The sequence below is a fragment of the Mycobacterium sp. genome (assembly GCF_035603715.1).
Taxonomy (GTDB): Bacteria; Actinomycetota; Actinomycetes; order Mycobacteriales; family Mycobacteriaceae; genus Mycobacterium.
Window position 1 is genome coordinate 1 of record NZ_DATNJW010000448.1, and the last position, 16,161, is coordinate 16,161.

Consider the following 16,161-nt stretch of genomic DNA (forward strand, 5'->3'; position numbering starts at 1 on the left):
CCTTGCTTGGCCGCGGTGACCAGTTGCTCGCGCCACTCGGCGGGCTCGTAGGCGTGCGGATTGACCAGCCGGGTGGTGCTGGTGGTGACGACGTTGACGCCTGCTGCAAGCAGTTTCACGTAGTCGGGGATCGCGAGGGCGTCGCGTTCGGGTCCGGCGGCCGCATAGATCACGCAGTCAGGCTTGAGGGCGATCAGCGCATCAGCATCGTTGGTCGCGGCTACACCGATGGGATCGCCGTTGGCCAGCTCGCCGGCATCCTTGCCCACCTTCTCGTCGGAGTGCACCCAAACTCCGACCAGCTCGAGGTCGGGGCGGTTGGTGACGGTGCGAATGGCGATCGACCCGATCCCTCCGGTCGCCCATACCACCACGCGGTGCTTGCCTGCGGTCATCTGTTCCTCCTGAATTCGTCAAATCTCCTATTTTGCAGGCGATCTTCGCCGCCTTGCTATGCGATCTTGACCGGCAGCCGGGCCCAGCCCCGTACGCTGGAGGTCCGCGCCCTGCTGGCGTGCTCGTAGTCGACGTCCCAATCGGTCCAGCGCTTGAGCACTTCCTCGAACGCGACCCGCGCTTCCAGCCGGGCCAGCGATGAGCCGAGGCAGAAATGCAAACCTTGTCCGAAGCTCAAATGTGCTGCCTTGCGGTGGATGTCATAGCGATCGGGATCGGGAAAGTGTGTCTCGTCACGATTAGCCGACGCGTTGAGCAACAGCATGTAGGACCCTTCGGCTACGGTCTGCCCGTAGAGCTCGGTGTCCTGGGCGACGTAACGCCCCTGCACCGGCGACGGCGGCTCGTAACGCAGCGTCTCCTCGACCGCTGACGGGATCAGCGAGGGATCGGCGACGAGTTCCCTTCTCTGATCGGGATTTTCGCCGAGCAACTCACCCATGAACCCGATCAGTCGAGCGGTGGTTTCACCGCCCGCGCCGGCGATCATCGCGGTGTAAGCGACCACCTCACCGCGGTCGAGCGGGCGCATGGTTCCGTCCGGTTCTTCCACGTGTGCGTTGAGCAGCTCGGTCATCAGGTCATCGGAAGGGTGCGTCGCCCGCCACTCGATGTAATCGGCGAACTGTCCGATCGACTCTTCCAGAGTTGTCGCGCTCAGTAGAGTGCCCCCGGATTCGACCGTGATGCTCTTATCGTTGCGCTCACGGATCTGTTGCTGCCCTTCCTCGGGAATACCGAGCAGGTAGCCGATCGTCCGCATCGGCATGATCGCGCCCAGGTCGGTGACGAAGTCGAAACCGTCCTGGTCGCGCAGCGGATCCAGTGCACGCGAACACAAGTCACGTACCAGCCCCTCGACCGCCAACATGCGGCGGGGGGTGAAAACCCGCGACAACAGGCGCCGGTGCAGGTCGTGCAGCGGCGGGTCTTCCCATAGCAGGATGCCGGGCGGTATGTCGATGCCGCTGAACAAGACGTCGGCGGTGGTGCCTCTTCCCGAACGATAGGTCTCCCAGTCGTGCAGTGCAGGTGAGACATCCTCATAGCGACTGAGCGCGTAGAAGTTGTACTTGTCGTTGTAATACAGCGGGGCCTCGGCGCGCATCCGTTTCCACACCGGATAGGGGTCGTCGTCGATCGCGTGGTCATACGGGTCGTAATACAAATCGACTGTCGGATTGCTCAAGATCAACCTTCTGCTAGCGGGGCTGGTTGGGCGTGCCGGGGAACAGCTGCTCGGTGGGTCCTGCGGTCACCCAACCGCCCAACTTCGTAATGAGATGCGGCGCGAACACCGAGCCGTAGACCAGGTGGCCGACCACGATGACGGCAACTATGGACAGCACCGAAGACTGCAGGCGGGTTTTCGATTTCTTGTCGGCCCACATGTCGATGACGTTTCGGCCTTCGGCATCGGTGCGCCCGAGCAGGTACGTGAAGACCATCATCTCGATGCCCATGGCCAACGAGTCGTACAGCGGGTACTGGTGTTTGGTTCCCTCGAATATCGCAAGTCCGGGAATCACGTAGCCGTAGTAGAAGTTGCCGAAGTGGGCGCCGGTAATGGCGTTGAACACGAAAGCCCAGCAGAAACCCACCAGCAGGCCGACCGTGAGGAGGGTAATTGGCCTGCGCCAGTTGAATTTTGCGCTCAGCCATCGGCCGAGTGCGGCGCCGATCAGAGCGGGAAGAACAAAGTAGGAGACGTAACCGATGGGTACCGACGACGGCAGCCCGCCCCACGTCACGTTCAGCGGCCACCACGACGGCATCCGGGGCAGACCGGGCGGAAACTGTGCGTACATCGCCCAGTCATAGGGCGACTCGATCCAGGAGAACGAGAGCGCGGAGATGCTCAGCAGAAGCAATGGGTGCACGCGTCGGCGACGGTAGCTGAGATAGGCCCCGATCAGGATAAAGGCGATCCCCGAGACATAGGCGAAGTACATCTGCCCCTCCAGCAGGGGCGTCATCTTCGCGTTCACGGGCGGCCGGCGCTGCTCGGAGTGTGCCGCGCTTCCGGATCGAAGCGGAGAACCAGGCCGAACACTAGAGCTATTAATCCAAATAACGTGCCTAGCATGATCACAGCACCCACGCCCAACACCTCTCCTGTGAAAAATACAACCCTTTAGATAGTGACGACTATCCTATAAACAGTCAACCACCAGATTCGGCCCGAGGAGTGGACACCCTTGCCTCAGCGTTCTTCCGCCAGAAAGCCGGTCGAGGCCGTAACCCCGGCTTCGGGATCGCGCCGGCCGCGGGGTGAACCACGCAAGCTTCTGCTCGCCGCCGCCCGCGACCTCTTCGCCCGCCAGGACTACCGCAGCACCACGACACGTGAAATCGCCGAAGCCGCAGGCGTTACCGAGCATCTGCTGTTTCGCAATTTCGGTTCGAAAGCGGGCCTGTTCCGAGAAGCCCTCGTCTTGCCGTTCACCGAATTCGTCGACGACTTCGGCCGCACGTGGGAGTTGGTCGTCCACGAGGAGGCCGACGAAGAGGAAATGGCGCGCCGCTTCGTCGGGCAGCTCTACGACCTCTTCGTCGAGCACCAGGGGCTGCTCTTGACACTCATGGCCGCTGACATCCTCAGCCCGGAGGAGCTGGCCGAAACGGGCATCGCCGACATCAGGAGAGCACTCACCGTGCTTAGCCAGATCGGCGCGGAAGGCATGCGCATCCGCGGCATGCGTACCAGCCGCCCCGACCTGCCGGCTCACTCGACAGTCGCCATGATTGCCGGCATGGCCGCATTACGGTCGACCTATTTCGGGTCCGAGCAACCGTCGAGAGAAGCCATCGTCGATGAACTCGTCCAAGCGATTCTGCACGGATTCCTGCATCGACAGGACTGACCAGCAAATGTGCTGTGGCGCAGTGACTTAAGTATCTGCGCGGGTCCAGAATGCGTGACCTTGCTGCGCGATGCAGATCAAGAACAGTCCGTCGGGCCCCTGCGCGACGTAGTTGTTGAACAGGTGGCAGTCGGTGTTCTCTTCTTTGATGCCCGCCATCGGCGGTGAGCGGAACCAGCGCGGCTGGTAACGCCTCGGCGAGCCGCAGAACATCAGCCGTCCGGGTTGGGTGGCGGGCACATAACCGCCGGATACCCCAAAGGCGTAGTAGGTGGTGTTGTCGCACGGCGCGCCCAGCACCATGTTCGGGGCGATGCCGGGAGTGCAGGCCGGGTAATCGCAGACGGTCGGCCCCGCGGCAGCCGTCGGCGGCATCAACACGCCGACTCCGATCAGCGCAGCCACGACCGCCACGATGAAGCGCACCGCAATATTTTTGCATGGGCGATAAGAAAATTCTCTTATTCGGAGAAGATCATCAACGGCAGTGGGCGGACTACGTCGAGCGTCGTCATACCCCGTCCGGCCAGCGACTTTGGGGTGATAACGTGATTCTCCGTGTGTAGTCCGGAACGAGCCGTAAGTCGCGGTGCGCTTGCGCCGGCGATTGCCCAGTACCAGTGACGGACTCCGACGCCGACCCATCGACCACCGAAGCTCCGGATTCGCTCGCGGCAGCAGAAGAAGAGCTCGTTCGCGCCGAGGAGCGCGCCGAGGCCGCACGAGCACGCGCGGCCGAATTGCGTCGGGAGGCCGAGGACGGTTCACGCGGACAGACCGACGAGGCTGACGATGCCGAGGCCAAGCCGGCTCGCTGGCGGTCGAGGCCTCGGTGGCGATGGCGGCTCCGTCGTCCTACCCGCAAAGCGGTGGGTGTCGCAGCCGCGGTCGTCGTCATCTGCGCCTCGCTGGCTGCCAGCGGTTACATCGTCTGGCAGCACCGCACACTCGTGCAGCGTCAGCAGCACGCGGCGGAGTTTGCCGCGGCCGCCCGGGAGGAAGTCGCAACGCTGATGTCGATTGACCCCGCGCACGCCGCGGAGAATCTCCAGCACTCCATCGACGACGCGACGGGAGCGCTCAAGAGCCAGCTGGAAGCGACGTCGGGCTACATGGCGAAGAATGCCCAGGATGCGCAGGTCACCACGAAGGCCACCGTGCAAGATGCCGCGGTCGAGTCGATGACGGATAATTCAGCGGTCGTTTTGGTAGTCGCGAAATCCGACACCATCAACCCTGACAAGTCGGTGCGGCCACCGGTCTTCTGGCGACTCAGTGTCAATATCGATCGGGACGGGGATCGGCTCAAGATGTCGAAACTTGATTTCGTCCAATGAATTCCGAATCAGGGTCGCCGCTCAACGATGCCGAGACCGCCGACGTGGATCCGGACTCGAAGGTCGATCGGGTTGCCTCCCGCCTTCTCGCGCACTGGGGTTCGATCCTTCTGACAGCGTCGGTCATCGCCGCGGTGGGACTAGCGGCGTGCTTATTCGTTCTTCAATACCGTCCGGATCGACAGATCGACGACGCCGCGGCCCAGCGGGCGATCCGAGCGGCGTCCGACGGCGCAGTTGCGGCGCTGTCCTACTCGAGCGAGAACATGGACCGCGACTTCGCCAGAGCGAGATCACATCTCACCGGCGATTTTCTCGCCTACTACGACAAATTCACCAAAGCGATCGTCATACCGACGGTCCAGCAGAAGCACCTGGCGCAAACCGCCACAGTGATGAGGGCGGCCGTGTCCGAACTGGGGCCGAACTCGGCCGTAGTGCTGGTGTTCCTCAACGAGGCCACGACGGGTAAGGACAAGCCGCAACCGTTGATCACGCCGAGTAGCGTGCGAATAACGCTCGCGAAGGTCAACGGTTCGTGGCTGATCTCGAAATTGGATCCGGCGGCATGAGCGCTGCCGTCTTCTCATTCGAACCCACTTCACGCCGAACCTGGCGGTGTTATTCTCGTCAGGCGAGAACGCCGCTACCGGCGCGCGTCGAGGAGTAGACGATGCGACCACTTGGAACAGTTGCCACGGCAATGCTGTTGGCTACCAGTGCAGTTGGCTTTGTGGGTCCGGCATTTACGGCTCGGGCGTATACCAAGGAAGAAGTCGCGATCAACGGGACATACCGCGTCACGTCGATCGGTAACTGGGCCAAGATCAACGATCAGTACAACGGCGAGCCGACGACCGTACAAACCTGGACCCTGAACTCCACATGCACCAGCTTCCAGAATTGCGACGGCACGGTGAGAAGCGACGAGGGCTGGAGTGCCCGTTTATACATGCGGGACGGGACCCTGTGGTACGCCAAACATGAAATTCCGAACTGGGAGCGGTGCGAAGACGGCACGGCGTTCACCGGAAAGCAGACTTTCTCGTTCTATCCCGCCGATCCCGAGGGCACCGGTGAGTTAAAACTCGGATCGCCGGTGATGGCCGGCAAGAACAAGACGATCGGCCCGAGCGGCGCCTGCGGGCAGAACCAATGGCTCACCATCGAGCTGCCGATGCGGCTGGACAAGATCGGCTGACCGGCGGTCGACCGATCAGCCGTCGTTTATGTCGGTAACAGGTCTTGCCACTTCTTGGGCGCCGACGAGGTTGCCAGATCCGACTGCTGGTAATACTTCCCGTCCGGAGTGAGATAACGACCGGTACGCGGGTCGTACGAGGCAACCGCGACTGACGGCACGGGCTTAATCTCCTTGGCACCGAAAGAACTTGGGGCCGCCTGCGGTCGCCCTCCGTCGATCACCGCCGGTGGTTTCGGAGGCGTAGGCGGCCGGTGCATGGTCGGCGGCGGCGCGACGTCGAGTGGCGCTATCGACGGAAAATCTCCCGACCGAGTCGACATGTTGGCAGCCGGGGGCGCCACCGATGACGGCGCCGGCGGTGCGGCAGCGCCCAGCGTGCCCGGCGGCGGAGTTGCTCCCCGCGGTCCCGCGGGCGTTCCGCGCGGGATGGCTCCCAGCGGCAGCGGTGTTCCCTCGACCGGGCCGAAAATCCTCTTGTCCGCGGTGGCCCGGTCGTCCGGCGGTATGCCCTGGGCAAGCAAGTTGGGATCCAGGGGTGACGGGCCGAGCACATGCTGGCGCATCGCCAACGGCATGAACGGCTTGTCGCTGTTGCAGATTTCGACGGTGGGCGCGCGCTTTCCGGGGTGCCCCATGCACGGATAGTTGCGGGCGCCGCGAACCGCAAGCGGCGAATCCTGCGGCAGTTTGCAATACAACCCGTCGGGCGTGTCCATGTCGGAGGTGTCGGCCGGGGATCGCCACATGTTCTGCGGCAAGAAGCCGACCGTGCAAATCGGCGGATCGTCAACCGTGAGCGCGAAGTCGCCCCTGGCCTGACCGTCGGGCCAGTTCTGGCCCTGCGCCGTTTGCTCGTAGGCAACGGCCGCCGGCAGCAGCACCAGCAGCTGTTCGATCGAGGGGTGGTAGGTAACGCCGATCTGCCCGATCGTGGTCAGGTTGGCAAGCAACACCGGCAACGTCGGCTTGATCTGCGCGAAGAGCCGTGACGCCTCATCCAACGCCCCCGGGCCGTCCCGCAAAATCGTGCGGATTCGGGAATCGTCGTTGGCCAGCACATCGGAAATCCCGGCCAGGCTGTGCGCCCATGTCCGGATCGAGTCGGTCGTCTGCGCCTGCGCGTTCAGCAGCGGCTGTGAGTCTTCGGTGAGGGCGCGCGTGCGGTCGACAATACTGTTGGAGTCGGCGGAGATTCGCGACGCCGCATCCGACAGTGAGCCCAAATCGTATCCGGCCCCGTTGAAGGCCTGGAAAGACTCGTCGAGCAGTTGCCCGATCTTGTTCTTGGGAAGGCTTTTCACCAAAGCGTTCACCTGATCGAGCATCGGCCCGACCGCCTGCGGAATCGTGGTGTCGTGCATGGCAATCACCGAGCCGTTCTGCAGATACGGCCCTGCGTCGGTGCGCGGCTGCAAGTCCACATACTGCTCGCCCACGGCGGAGACGCTCATCACCGCGGCTTGCAGGTTCGCCGGGATCTTGGGCGAAGTGCCCAGCGACAGCGTCGCTTTGGCGCCCTTCGCGGTAAGCGACACCGCAGTGACCTTGCCGACCTGCACTCCGCGGTAGGTCACGTTGGAGAACCGGTACAGACCACCAGTCGCCGGCAGCTCGAGGGTGACCGTCATCCGGCCGATACCGAGCAGGGTCGGCGCCTGCACGTAGAACAGGGCCATCGCGATCACACCGACGATCCCGACGATCGTGAAGATCAGCAGCTGAATCCGAACGAAGCGCGTCAGCATCTACCTGCTCCCCTCCGTCGGCGGAATCACCGGTGGCGGTGCGGCATTCGGCGCGACCGGCCCCGGTGGCGGTGCGGCCGCAGGTCCGGGCAGCGGACCAAACCCTGGCGGTGCGGCGGCCGGTCCCGGCAGCGGAGCGCTGAACTGGAGATTGGGCTGAGCGGGGCCGGGCGGTGGCGGCGCCTGGGGCCCTGCCGGCGGTACGCCGGGCGGTGGCGGCGCCTGGGGCCCTGCCGGAGGTACGCCGGCCGGCAGCCCTGGGCGACCAGGCGGCGGCCCGAAGCCCCCGTGCAATGGATCACGTGTGTACTGCAGGTACGGCGGGTCCCCCGGCGCGGGTATCTGCTGTTCCCCGAGCTGTCCCCAGTGCGTCCCGAGGAACAGGCCCCGCTTGAGCCGCGGGATCGAAAGGTCCAACTGGACGTGCAGGTTGAAGTAGTCGCCCCGAACCGCACGGTCGACGAAGTTCTGGGTGAACGGGAAGACCGACAACGCTGCGAGCGCCGTATCGATGTCCGGTCCGACATCGGCGAGTCCCTTGACGGTCGGCCCAAGATTGTTCAGATTTCTGACCAAGTCGGCCTGGGTGTCCTTGATCAGCCCGTTGGCCGTGTTGCTGAACTTGCGCAACTCCTCCAATGCGGCCGTCAGGCGTGGCCGCTCCTTGATCAGTACATCGAGCGCGGGCGGTAACTTACGCAGCGCCTGGGTGATGACGTCGCGCTGAGCCGCGAAGGTGCCGCCGATCTGGTCCAGCGCCTGAATGGACGCGACGATGTCGTCGCGTTGTTGGTCGAGCGTCCCCACGAACGTGTCGAAGCGATTGATCAAGTCGCGAACGGCACTCCCCCGTCCGGCTAGCGCGGCGCTGAAATTGTGGATGATCTCCCCGATCTGCCCGAGCCCCCCACCGTTGACGACGAGCGACAGCGACGACAGCGTTTGCTCGGTCGAGGGATACGTCGACGATCGACTCAGCGGGATGGTGGTGCCCGGACGTAGCCGGCCCACACCGGGCTGGCCAACTGGCGGATTGAGCTCTAGGTGCATGGACCCCAACAGGCTGGTTTGACCGATGCTGGCTTCCACGTTGGCGGGGATGGCGAGACCGTGCTTGACCGAGATCTGGACGTCCGCGTGCCAGTCTTTCACCGTCATCGGGCCTACACTGCCAACCACGACATCGTCGATCATCACCGGCGAATTCGACTCCATGGTAATGACATTCGCCAGTTCGACGTGATAGATGTCGGCGTCCGGCCCGCGGCCCACTGCCCCGGGTAGCGGCAGCGAGTTCAGGCCGTGGAACGCGCAGCCGGTGCTCATCAGCATCACACAACATCCAATGGCGAGCACTCGCCGCAGGGCAATCCGGGCGCTCACGGCTGGCCCGCTTCGGCCGGCAGCAGCATGCCCGGCAGGCTCGGTGCCGGTGGCGGCGCCTCGACCGTCGACGGCGGTGGCGGCTCCGGCATCGCCGCGCCCGGTATCCGGGGCAGCGGCACCGACGGCGCCGGGCCGGGCACCACCGAGTCACCGTTCAGACCGGTCCACGCCGAAATGGCCGGCGGGGTTTCGGGCGGTCCGGGCTTCGGGCCCGCGCCGCCGGGCGCCAGGCGCGCTTCGCTGTACTCGACGTTGGCCGGGTCGACCGACTTCTGGATGAACGGATCGATCGGGATCGGCAGGCTGTTGAAGTTCAGCACCCGCAAACCCGGACCGAGGAACAGCGAGCACAGCTTCCCGGACTCGGTTGAGGTGACGTTCTCGATCGCTTGGACTTGGGCGCACCCCGGTACCGGTAGCGGAAGCAGCAACCCGGACTGCGTGGGATTCGCGAAGTCCGCGATCCCGAACCCGCCCACGATCGTTCCGGTGTCGGCGTTGTAGTCGTTGAAGAAGTTGCTCAGCGCGGTCGGCGCGCCGTGCAGGATGTTCTCCAGAGCCATGTGCTGATCGACGAGAGGCTGGATGGCCTTACCCAATCGGTCAATCTGCTCGCTCGCCTCGTCGCGAGTCCCGGCGATGAATCGCTGCACCTCGCCCACCGCGCTCGAGAGGTCGGTGAGCGCCGCGTCCAGATCGGATTTGCTGTCGTTGACCACGCTGGTAAGCGTGGCCAACCGGTTGTTGAACTGCACCATCTGAATGTTGCTGTCGCGCAGCGCGGTGACGAAGATCTGCAGGTTCTTGATGATATCGACGATGTTGCCGCTGCCGTTCGCGATGGTCCGCGCCACCCCGGACAGTTGAGCCAGCGTCTGGCGCAACTTCTCGCCGTTATTACCGTCTAGCGCGTTGGCGGCGCTGTCGATGAATCGGGATATCGACGGTGTCGACACCTTGGCATTGGGACCCAAATCCGTTGCCAACCGCATCAATTGGGATTTGACCTCGTCCCACTCCACCGGAACGGCCGTGTGCTCGACCGGTATCACCGCGCCGTCAGCCATGACCGGGCCGCTGGTCCGGTAGGAGGGAGTGAGCTCAACGTAGCGGGCGGCCACCAAGTTCTGGGTGACGATAACCGCTTTCGCGTCCGCCGGAATAGGCACGTCGTGGTCGACGTGCAAGGTCATCTTCGCCGTCTTACCCTGCGGCTCAATGGATTTGATGGTGCCGACTTTGACACCCGAGACCCGAACCTGGTCGCCGGGATAGATCGCGGTGGCCGAGGTGAAATACGCGGTGATGGTCTTCGGGCCGAAAAAGATCTGTCGGACCAGGAAGGCCGCGCCGGCAACGAGAAGCCCCGCCAGGACTACCGCGGCGATGGTCGTGAGCCGGTTTCGTGGAAGCCGGGAGATCACTGCCCTCCCCCAATCCGGCCACCCAAGGTGCAGCCAGGGCACTCCGGTGCACCGTTGTACAGCTGCGGGACCAACGACCGCGGTACCGGCGACGGGAAGCCCGGACCGCGAGTGGTGTCGAAGGTGCGGAATCCCCAGAGGTAATCGAGGAACGGCTGGAAGATTTGCGGGACAAGGAAGTTCGGCACGAAAGCGGAGTAGGCGTACATACTGGAGATAGCCTCACCCACCGTGATCTCGAATTTCGCGAGACCGGGCAATGCTTTCTCGACGTTGTCGCGGTTCTTTTCCAGCACCGAGGTCACCGAATTGAGCTTCTGCAGCGCGGGCGCCAACTTACTCTCGTTGTCATGCACCAACCCGGACAGCTGCTTGGACACCGCCGACGTAGCGGCCAGCAGTTGAACGATCTCGTTCCGCCGCCCCGCCAAGACCTGCAGCAGATCGTCGGAGTTGAGAATGAGCTTGTTGACCTGTTGACTGCGTTCGGACAGGATGCCGGTGAGAGCGCTGGCACTCTTGAACAGGTCGGCCAGACTCGTGTTGCGGGCGTTGAGGCTCTGCGAGAACCGGCTGACCGCGTCGAAGGTCGGTCCCAACTGGGGGGCGATCTGGTTGAGCGTTGCCGACAAAGTGTCCAGTGATTGGTTCAAGGTAGCGGTGTTTGTCCGGTCGGCGTAGGCCGTGAAGTCACTGACCGCCTCGGTCAGCGAATACGGCGACGACGTGCGGGAGATCGGGATGACATCCAGCGGATGCATCGTTCCGCTGCCGGACGACTCCAGGGTCAGCACGCGTTCACCCAGCAGAGTGCCGGTGCGAATGTGCGCGCTGGTGTCCTTGCCGAGCGGGACGCTGCCTTTCATCGTGAATGTGACCAGGGCATCGCCGTTGTGCAATGCCACATCCGAGACCGTGCCGACTTTGATTCCCGACACCGTCACAGCGTTGCCGGTGGCAAGGCCGCCGGCCTCGGAAAACATTGCCTGGTAGCGGACGTCGCTCGCTAACGACACAATCCGATCGGGCGACAGGCCGACCAGGATGAGCATCGTGATCAGGACGGCGCCGATGAATCCGGCTTTGATCAGCCCGGCTCCGCGGTATTTCAGCATCAGTGCTCCTCCGGTTCCGGTTCTTCGCAGCGCTGAGCATCGGACCTGAACCAGGGAGCTATCACGGTCTTGCCGGACAGATCGGTGCCGCGGATCGTGATTTGGCAGAGGAAGTATGGGATGGTGGCGCCGAAGACGCCGAGCCGGACCAGCTTGCGATAATTTCTGGGCGCCTTCTGAAGCGCGGCGTCGAGGCGGTCCTTGTCGTCATCGAGGTTCGGGGCCAACCGGGAGAGCTGGTCCACGGTGGCTGACAGCGGTTTCCTTGTTTTGCCTAGCAGGTCTGCCAACGTGACTGTGCCGGTGCTCAACGAGTCGATGGCGGGACCGAAAGTGTCGCGGTCGTCCGCCAGCCCCGTAACCAGCCGCTGGAGGCGATCGATTGCCCCGGAGAATTGGCCGCCGTCCTTGTTCAGGGTTGTCGCCACGGTGTTGAGGTTTTCGATCAGATGCTGGATCGTTTGGTCGTTGTCGGCCAACGTGTTCGTGAGTGACGCCGACTTGTTGAGCAGCGATTGCAAGGTGCCACCCTCACCCTGGAACACTTCCAACAGCGCCGACGAAAGTGCGTTCACGTCCCGCGGATTCAGGCCGTGGATGAGGGGTTTCAGTCCGCCGAGCAGCAGATCGAGGTCAAGAGCCGGCGCGGTGTGACTGACGTTGATCTGGCCCCCGGCGGGCAGCCGCTTGGTCGATCCCGGCCCGTCGACCAATTCGAGGTAGCGATCACCGACCAGGTTGAGATAACGAACCGCCGCCTTGGTGCCGTCGGTCAGCACGACGGACCGGTCCGCGTCGAACTTCACCAGAACCTTTTTGTCCGACTGCAGGGCAACACCATTGACGCTGCCGACCCGGACGCCGGCAACCCGCACCGAGTCTCCGGCCTTCAGACGTGAGGCATCGTTGAAGAGCGCGGAATAGCCGGTGACCGCACCGGTGCGGTATTGGCCGAAGGTGAAGAACAAAAACAGGGTGAGCAACGACATCACGACGGCAAAAACACCGAACTTGACCAGGGTCGGTATCAGTGAGCTTCTCATCCCTGTTGTCCAACCTGAGCAGGATTGCGCGGTGGCCCGTCAATCGGCCCATACAACAGCTGTTTGAGCCCGTCGAAGTTGAGGAGCAGTTGCGGATTCCCGTAGACGACCGGGTTGGAGCCGGTATCTGCGATGAGAACCTTGGCGGTGCTGTTGAAGGGGCGGTTGGGAAGACCCATACAGTGCGGGCCGCCCGTCGCCGCAACCTTGGGCAGGTTGGCCGGGTACCGATAGCGTTCGGCGCCGAACGTGAGACTGGCCGAGATCGCGATGCTCGGTTCGGGCAATACCGGCCCCTTAGCTAGAACTGCGTCGCCAGTGAAGGTGCACGTCAGCGCCGGTGCGTATTCATTGAGTAGATCGGTGGTCGGCGCCAGCAGGTGGAAGACCGTCGTCAGCCCCTTCCGGTTGGCGCTCAGGACGTCATTGCCGACGTCGGCCAAACCGATCGCGCTGATCAGGAACGCGTCAAGGTTGCGTTGCTCGTCGACAATCGACTTGCTGATATTCACCGAGTTACCAAGGGTCTTGACCAGATCCGCCGACGCATCGCCGTAGGCCTTGAATACCGGCGCCGACATAGCGATGTCGTGGCTCAGCGCGGGAAGGGACGGCTGGAACTTCGCCAGGAACGAGTCCAGGTCGCTGAACGCCTGGCCGATCTTTTCCCCCCGCCCGCTGAGTGCCTGCGAGACCGCACCGAGGGTCTCATTGAGCTTCGCCGGGTCGAGCGTGCCCAGCACCGCGGTCAGCTGCTTGAACACCGTGTTGACCTCGACCGTCACGTGTTCGCTGTCGAGTACCTGACCGGCGTGCAGGGACTGCGCTGACGGTTCCGCCGGCGGCACGAGCTCAACGAACTTGGCGCCGAACACCGTTGGCGATGTGAGGTCGACGAGCACATTGGCCGGAATCAGGTGCATCTCGGAGGGATACATCGCCAACCGCAAGACGGCTTGACCGTCAGGTCGCGACTCGATCGAGGCAACCTTGCCCACCTGCACACCGTGCATCTTCACCTTGGCGTCGGGATTCATCACCAGGCCGGCCCGCGGCGACAGCACGGTCACCGGGATGGTATCGGAGAAGCTGCCCTGGAATAAGCCCACCGCGACGGCGACGATCGCGACGATAACCGCGATCGACACCAGTCCTGTGAGTGCGCGTATCCCGTTGTGGGGCATGGAGTGTGTTCCCTATCCCGAGAGGTTGAAGTTTCCGTTTGAGCCGTAGATCGACAGCGAAACAAGCAGCGTTACCGATACCACGACGATGAGTGAGGTACGTACCGCGTTGCCGGTTGCGACCCCAACGCCCTCTGGCCCGCCTGACGCGAAAAACCCGTAGTACGTATGCAAGAGCAGGACGGCTAGGGCCATCAGCACTGCCTGCAGAAACGACCACAACAAGTCGATCGGGTTCAGGAAGGTATTGAAGTAGTGGTTGTAAAGCCCGCCCGACTGGCCGAACAACACCACGGTGGTGAATTGGCTTGCCAGGAACGACAGTATGACGGCAATGCTGTACAGGGGTGTGATGGCGAGCATGCCCGCGATGATCCGGGTGCTGACAAGGTACGAGATGGGCCGGATCGCCATCGCCTCCAATGCATCGATTTCCTCGCTGATCCGCATCGCACCCAACTGCGCTGTCACGCCGGCGCCGAAGGTGGCCGCCAATCCGATTCCCGCGACGACCGGCGCCGCGATACGGACGTTGATGAATGCCGCCAAGAATCCGGTGAGTGCTTCGATGCCGATATTGCCCAGCGAGCTGTAGCCCTGTACCGCGAGCGTGCCACCGGCGGCCAGCGTCAGGAAGCCGACAATCACGACCGTTCCGCCGATCATCGCCAATGTCCCTGCGCCCATGCTGATTTCGGCGACCAGACGGATGATCTCTCGCCGGTAGCGGGTGACCGCGAAGGGTATGCCGGCCAGCGCTTTACCATAGAACACGGTGTGGTCACCGATCGAGGCGAGAGTGCCGACGGGCCTGCGCCAGGCACCGAACACCCGAAACGTGCGCGGATAGGTGGCTCTTAGCGTCCTCACTAAAGTCACGGCATCTCCCCCATCATCACTTCGTCGTGAATCGGATGCCGATCGCCGTAACGACCACGTTGACAACGAATAGCGCCATGAACGCGTACACCACGGTCTCATTGACCGCGTTGCCGACAGCCTTGGCGCCGCCGGATACCGTCAGCCCCCGGTAGCACGCCACGAGGCCGGCGATGATGCCGAACAGCGCCGCCTTGACGCAGGAGATGATGACCTCGGGGACCCCGGTCAGCAGGGTGATGCCCGCGGCGAATGCGCCGGGGTTGACGTCCTGGACGAAGACCGAGAACACATAGCCGCCGACGATTCCGATGATGACGACCAGGCTGTTGAGCAAGAGCGCGACCAACCCGGCGGCAAGCATCCGGGGCGTCACCAGGCGCTGGACCGGGTTGATGCCCAGCACCTCCATCGCGTCGATCTCTTCACGGATGGTTCGTGAGCCGAGGTCCGCACACATGGCCGTCGCGCCGGCGCCGGCCACGATCAACACCGTCACCAGCGGGCCGACCTGGGTGACTGCACCGAATGCCGCACCGGCACCGCTGAGGTCCGCAGCCCCCAATTCCCGCAACAGAATGTTGAGGATGAAGCTGATCAGGACGGTGAATGGGATGGCCACCAGGAAGGTCGGAGCCAACGCGACGCGCGCGATGAACCAGGACTGCTCCAGAAACTCGCGTGCCTGAAACGGTCTGCGGAACGTGAACTTGATCGCGTCGGCGCCCATCGCGAAAAGCCCACCGACGCCCTGCATCGCACCGGAGAGACCGTTGGGCAAGCTGATCCCCGTGGACCAGCGTTCCGCCCCTTTAGTCGCCATGGGTCCCTACCGTTCTCACGCCGGTTTCTCCATCTCGTTCGCGTGAGTTGGCGTTCCCGGGCGGGGCGGGACGGGCAACTCCCACATTTGGAAGCGTCCGGCGATTATGACCCATGCCGCGTGCGGCGGGAGTGAAAATTGACAACCGAGGGACCTCCGATTAAGTGACGGCGCCGATAGTTTTGAGCTCGATGATGCGGTCCCAGTCGAGCCCGAGTTCCATCAAGATCTCGTCGGTCTGCTCGGCGAACCCCGGCGCGGGTCCCGATATCGGTGCGGCCACATCGAACTGCACCGGGTTGGCGACCAGTTCGAGTTCGCCTGCCTGTACTACATATTCGTTGGCCCGGATTTGGGCGTCGTCGGCCGCCTGCAAGGTGTCCTGCACCGGCGCCCACGGTCCGGCCAGGGTGGCAAAGCGTTCGCTCCATTCCGTCAGACTGCGGGTGGCGATGGCCTTGCTGAGTATCTGCACGGCCTCCGCGGTGTTGGCCGCGATCTTCTCGTCGCTGTCGAATCGCGGGTCGTCGGCCAGTTCGGGCTGGTCGACGTGTTGACAGACATCGGCCCAGAACTTGCTGGCCTGCATCATCACGAACGAGATGTAGCGACCGTCCGATGTCGCATAAAGGCCGACCAGCGGATTGATCGGAGAACCGTGCACCCCGGGCGGAAAGGCCTCCATCCGCTGGTTCAAGTGG

The 16,161-nt window shown here is 63.4% G+C and carries 16 protein-coding genes and 1 pseudogene; 4 read left to right on the forward strand and 13 right to left on the reverse strand.

The window, feature by feature from the left end:
• The 3 genes and pseudogenes from VN856_RS18460 to VN856_RS18470 all read right to left on the reverse strand — a co-directional run.
• Nucleotides 1-395 (reverse strand): annotated as a pseudogene (locus VN856_RS18460) (dihydrodipicolinate reductase); the annotation flags it as partial.
• A 56-nt stretch (nt 396-451) separates the two neighbouring features.
• On the reverse strand, nt 452-1,645 hold the full coding sequence (locus VN856_RS18465) for a cytochrome P450 (RefSeq protein ID WP_414686993.1): 1,194 nt from the start codon (nt 1,643-1,645) through the stop codon (nt 452-454).
• 13 nt (nt 1,646-1,658) lie between these two features.
• Nucleotides 1,659-2,444 (reverse strand): spirocyclase AveC family protein, encoded by a 786-nt coding sequence (locus VN856_RS18470; RefSeq protein WP_325691622.1) that lies wholly within the window; start codon nt 2,442-2,444, stop codon nt 1,659-1,661.
• A gap of 210 nt (nt 2,445-2,654) precedes the next feature.
• Here VN856_RS18470 and VN856_RS18475 point away from each other — a divergent pair, with 210 nt between their 5' ends.
• Complete coding sequence (locus tag VN856_RS18475) at nt 2,655-3,320, forward strand: helix-turn-helix domain-containing protein (RefSeq protein ID WP_325691623.1); 666 nt, start codon at nt 2,655-2,657, stop codon at nt 3,318-3,320.
• Nucleotides 3,321-3,347: 27 nt separating this feature from the next.
• On the opposite strand, the gene VN856_RS18480 is transcribed toward VN856_RS18475, so the two are convergent.
• On the reverse strand, nt 3,348-3,695 hold the full coding sequence (locus tag VN856_RS18480) for a hypothetical protein (protein WP_325691648.1): 348 nt from the start codon (nt 3,693-3,695) through the stop codon (nt 3,348-3,350).
• 245 nt (nt 3,696-3,940) lie between these two features.
• On the opposite strand from VN856_RS18480, the gene VN856_RS18485 reads away from it, so the two are divergent.
• From VN856_RS18485 to VN856_RS18495, 3 genes are all read left to right on the forward strand, one after another.
• Entirely contained in the window at nt 3,941-4,657 is a 717-nt protein-coding gene (locus VN856_RS18485; protein WP_325691625.1) for a hypothetical protein, read from the forward strand.
• Nucleotides 4,654-5,229: a twin-arginine translocation pathway signal gene (locus VN856_RS18490; protein ID WP_325691626.1), complete on the forward strand. Its 576-nt coding sequence runs from the start codon at nt 4,654-4,656 to the stop codon at nt 5,227-5,229. The genes VN856_RS18485 and VN856_RS18490 overlap by 4 nt, the downstream gene beginning before the upstream one ends.
• Before the next feature lie 101 nt (nt 5,230-5,330).
• Entirely contained in the window at nt 5,331-5,858 is a 528-nt protein-coding gene (locus tag VN856_RS18495; RefSeq protein ID WP_325691628.1) for a hypothetical protein, read from the forward strand.
• 26 nt (nt 5,859-5,884) lie between these two features.
• Here VN856_RS18495 and VN856_RS18500 read toward each other — a convergent pair whose 3' ends face one another.
• The 9 genes from VN856_RS18500 to VN856_RS18540 form a co-directional block, all read right to left on the reverse strand.
• Complete coding sequence (locus VN856_RS18500; protein WP_325691630.1) at nt 5,885-7,606, reverse strand: MlaD family protein; 1,722 nt, start codon at nt 7,604-7,606, stop codon at nt 5,885-5,887.
• A complete protein-coding gene (locus VN856_RS18505; protein WP_414686994.1) occupies nt 7,607-8,932 on the reverse strand; it encodes an MCE family protein in 1,326 nt (441 codons plus the stop codon).
• A 53-nt stretch (nt 8,933-8,985) separates the two neighbouring features.
• Nucleotides 8,986-10,416 (reverse strand): MCE family protein, encoded by a 1,431-nt coding sequence (locus VN856_RS18510; RefSeq protein WP_325691634.1) that lies wholly within the window; start codon nt 10,414-10,416, stop codon nt 8,986-8,988.
• A complete protein-coding gene (locus VN856_RS18515) occupies nt 10,413-11,531 on the reverse strand; it encodes an MlaD family protein (protein ID WP_325691636.1) in 1,119 nt (372 codons plus the stop codon). Before VN856_RS18515 ends, VN856_RS18510 begins: the two co-directional genes overlap by 4 nt.
• Nucleotides 11,531-12,574 carry an MCE family protein gene (locus VN856_RS18520; RefSeq protein ID WP_325691638.1) on the reverse strand — a complete coding sequence of 348 codons (1,044 nt, stop codon included), beginning with the start codon at nt 12,572-12,574 and terminating at the stop codon, nt 11,531-11,533. Before VN856_RS18520 ends, VN856_RS18515 begins: the two co-directional genes overlap by 1 nt.
• Nucleotides 12,571-13,758, reverse strand: coding sequence for an MCE family protein (locus tag VN856_RS18525; protein ID WP_325691640.1), 1,188 nt, complete (start codon nt 13,756-13,758; stop codon nt 12,571-12,573). The genes VN856_RS18520 and VN856_RS18525 overlap by 4 nt, the downstream gene beginning before the upstream one ends.
• 12 nt (nt 13,759-13,770) lie before the next feature.
• Nucleotides 13,771-14,628: an MlaE family ABC transporter permease gene (locus VN856_RS18530; RefSeq protein WP_414686995.1), complete on the reverse strand. Its 858-nt coding sequence runs from the start codon at nt 14,626-14,628 to the stop codon at nt 13,771-13,773.
• A 25-nt stretch (nt 14,629-14,653) separates the two neighbouring features.
• Nucleotides 14,654-15,460 (reverse strand): ABC transporter permease, encoded by an 807-nt coding sequence (locus VN856_RS18535; RefSeq protein ID WP_325691642.1) that lies wholly within the window; start codon nt 15,458-15,460, stop codon nt 14,654-14,656.
• A 160-nt stretch (nt 15,461-15,620) separates the two neighbouring features.
• Nucleotides 15,621-16,161: CoA transferase (locus VN856_RS18540; RefSeq protein WP_325691644.1), on the reverse strand; the 541-nt coding region annotated here is incomplete at its 5' end.

Coding starts and splice junctions, on each gene's coding strand:
- VN856_RS18515 (WP_325691636.1), bottom strand. CDS start 11,531: ATGCTGAAATACCGCGGAGCCGGGCTGATCAAAGCCGGATTCATCGGC.
- VN856_RS18480 (WP_325691648.1), bottom strand. CDS start 3,695: ATGCCGCCGACGGCTGCCGCGGGGCCGACCGTCTGCGATTACCCGGCC.
- VN856_RS18525 (WP_325691640.1), bottom strand. CDS start 13,758: ATGCCCCACAACGGGATACGCGCACTCACAGGACTGGTGTCGATCGCG.
- VN856_RS18500 (WP_325691630.1), bottom strand. CDS start 7,606: ATGCTGACGCGCTTCGTTCGGATTCAGCTGCTGATCTTCACGATCGTC.
- VN856_RS18520 (WP_325691638.1), bottom strand. CDS start 12,574: ATGAGAAGCTCACTGATACCGACCCTGGTCAAGTTCGGTGTTTTTGCC.
- VN856_RS18495 (WP_325691628.1), top strand. CDS start 5,331: ATGCGACCACTTGGAACAGTTGCCACGGCAATGCTGTTGGCTACCAGT.
- VN856_RS18505 (WP_414686994.1), bottom strand. CDS start 8,932: ATGAGCACCGGCTGCGCGTTCCACGGCCTGAACTCGCTGCCGCTACCC.
- VN856_RS18490 (WP_325691626.1), top strand. CDS start 4,654: ATGAATTCCGAATCAGGGTCGCCGCTCAACGATGCCGAGACCGCCGAC.
- VN856_RS18535 (WP_325691642.1), bottom strand. CDS start 15,460: ATGGCGACTAAAGGGGCGGAACGCTGGTCCACGGGGATCAGCTTGCCC.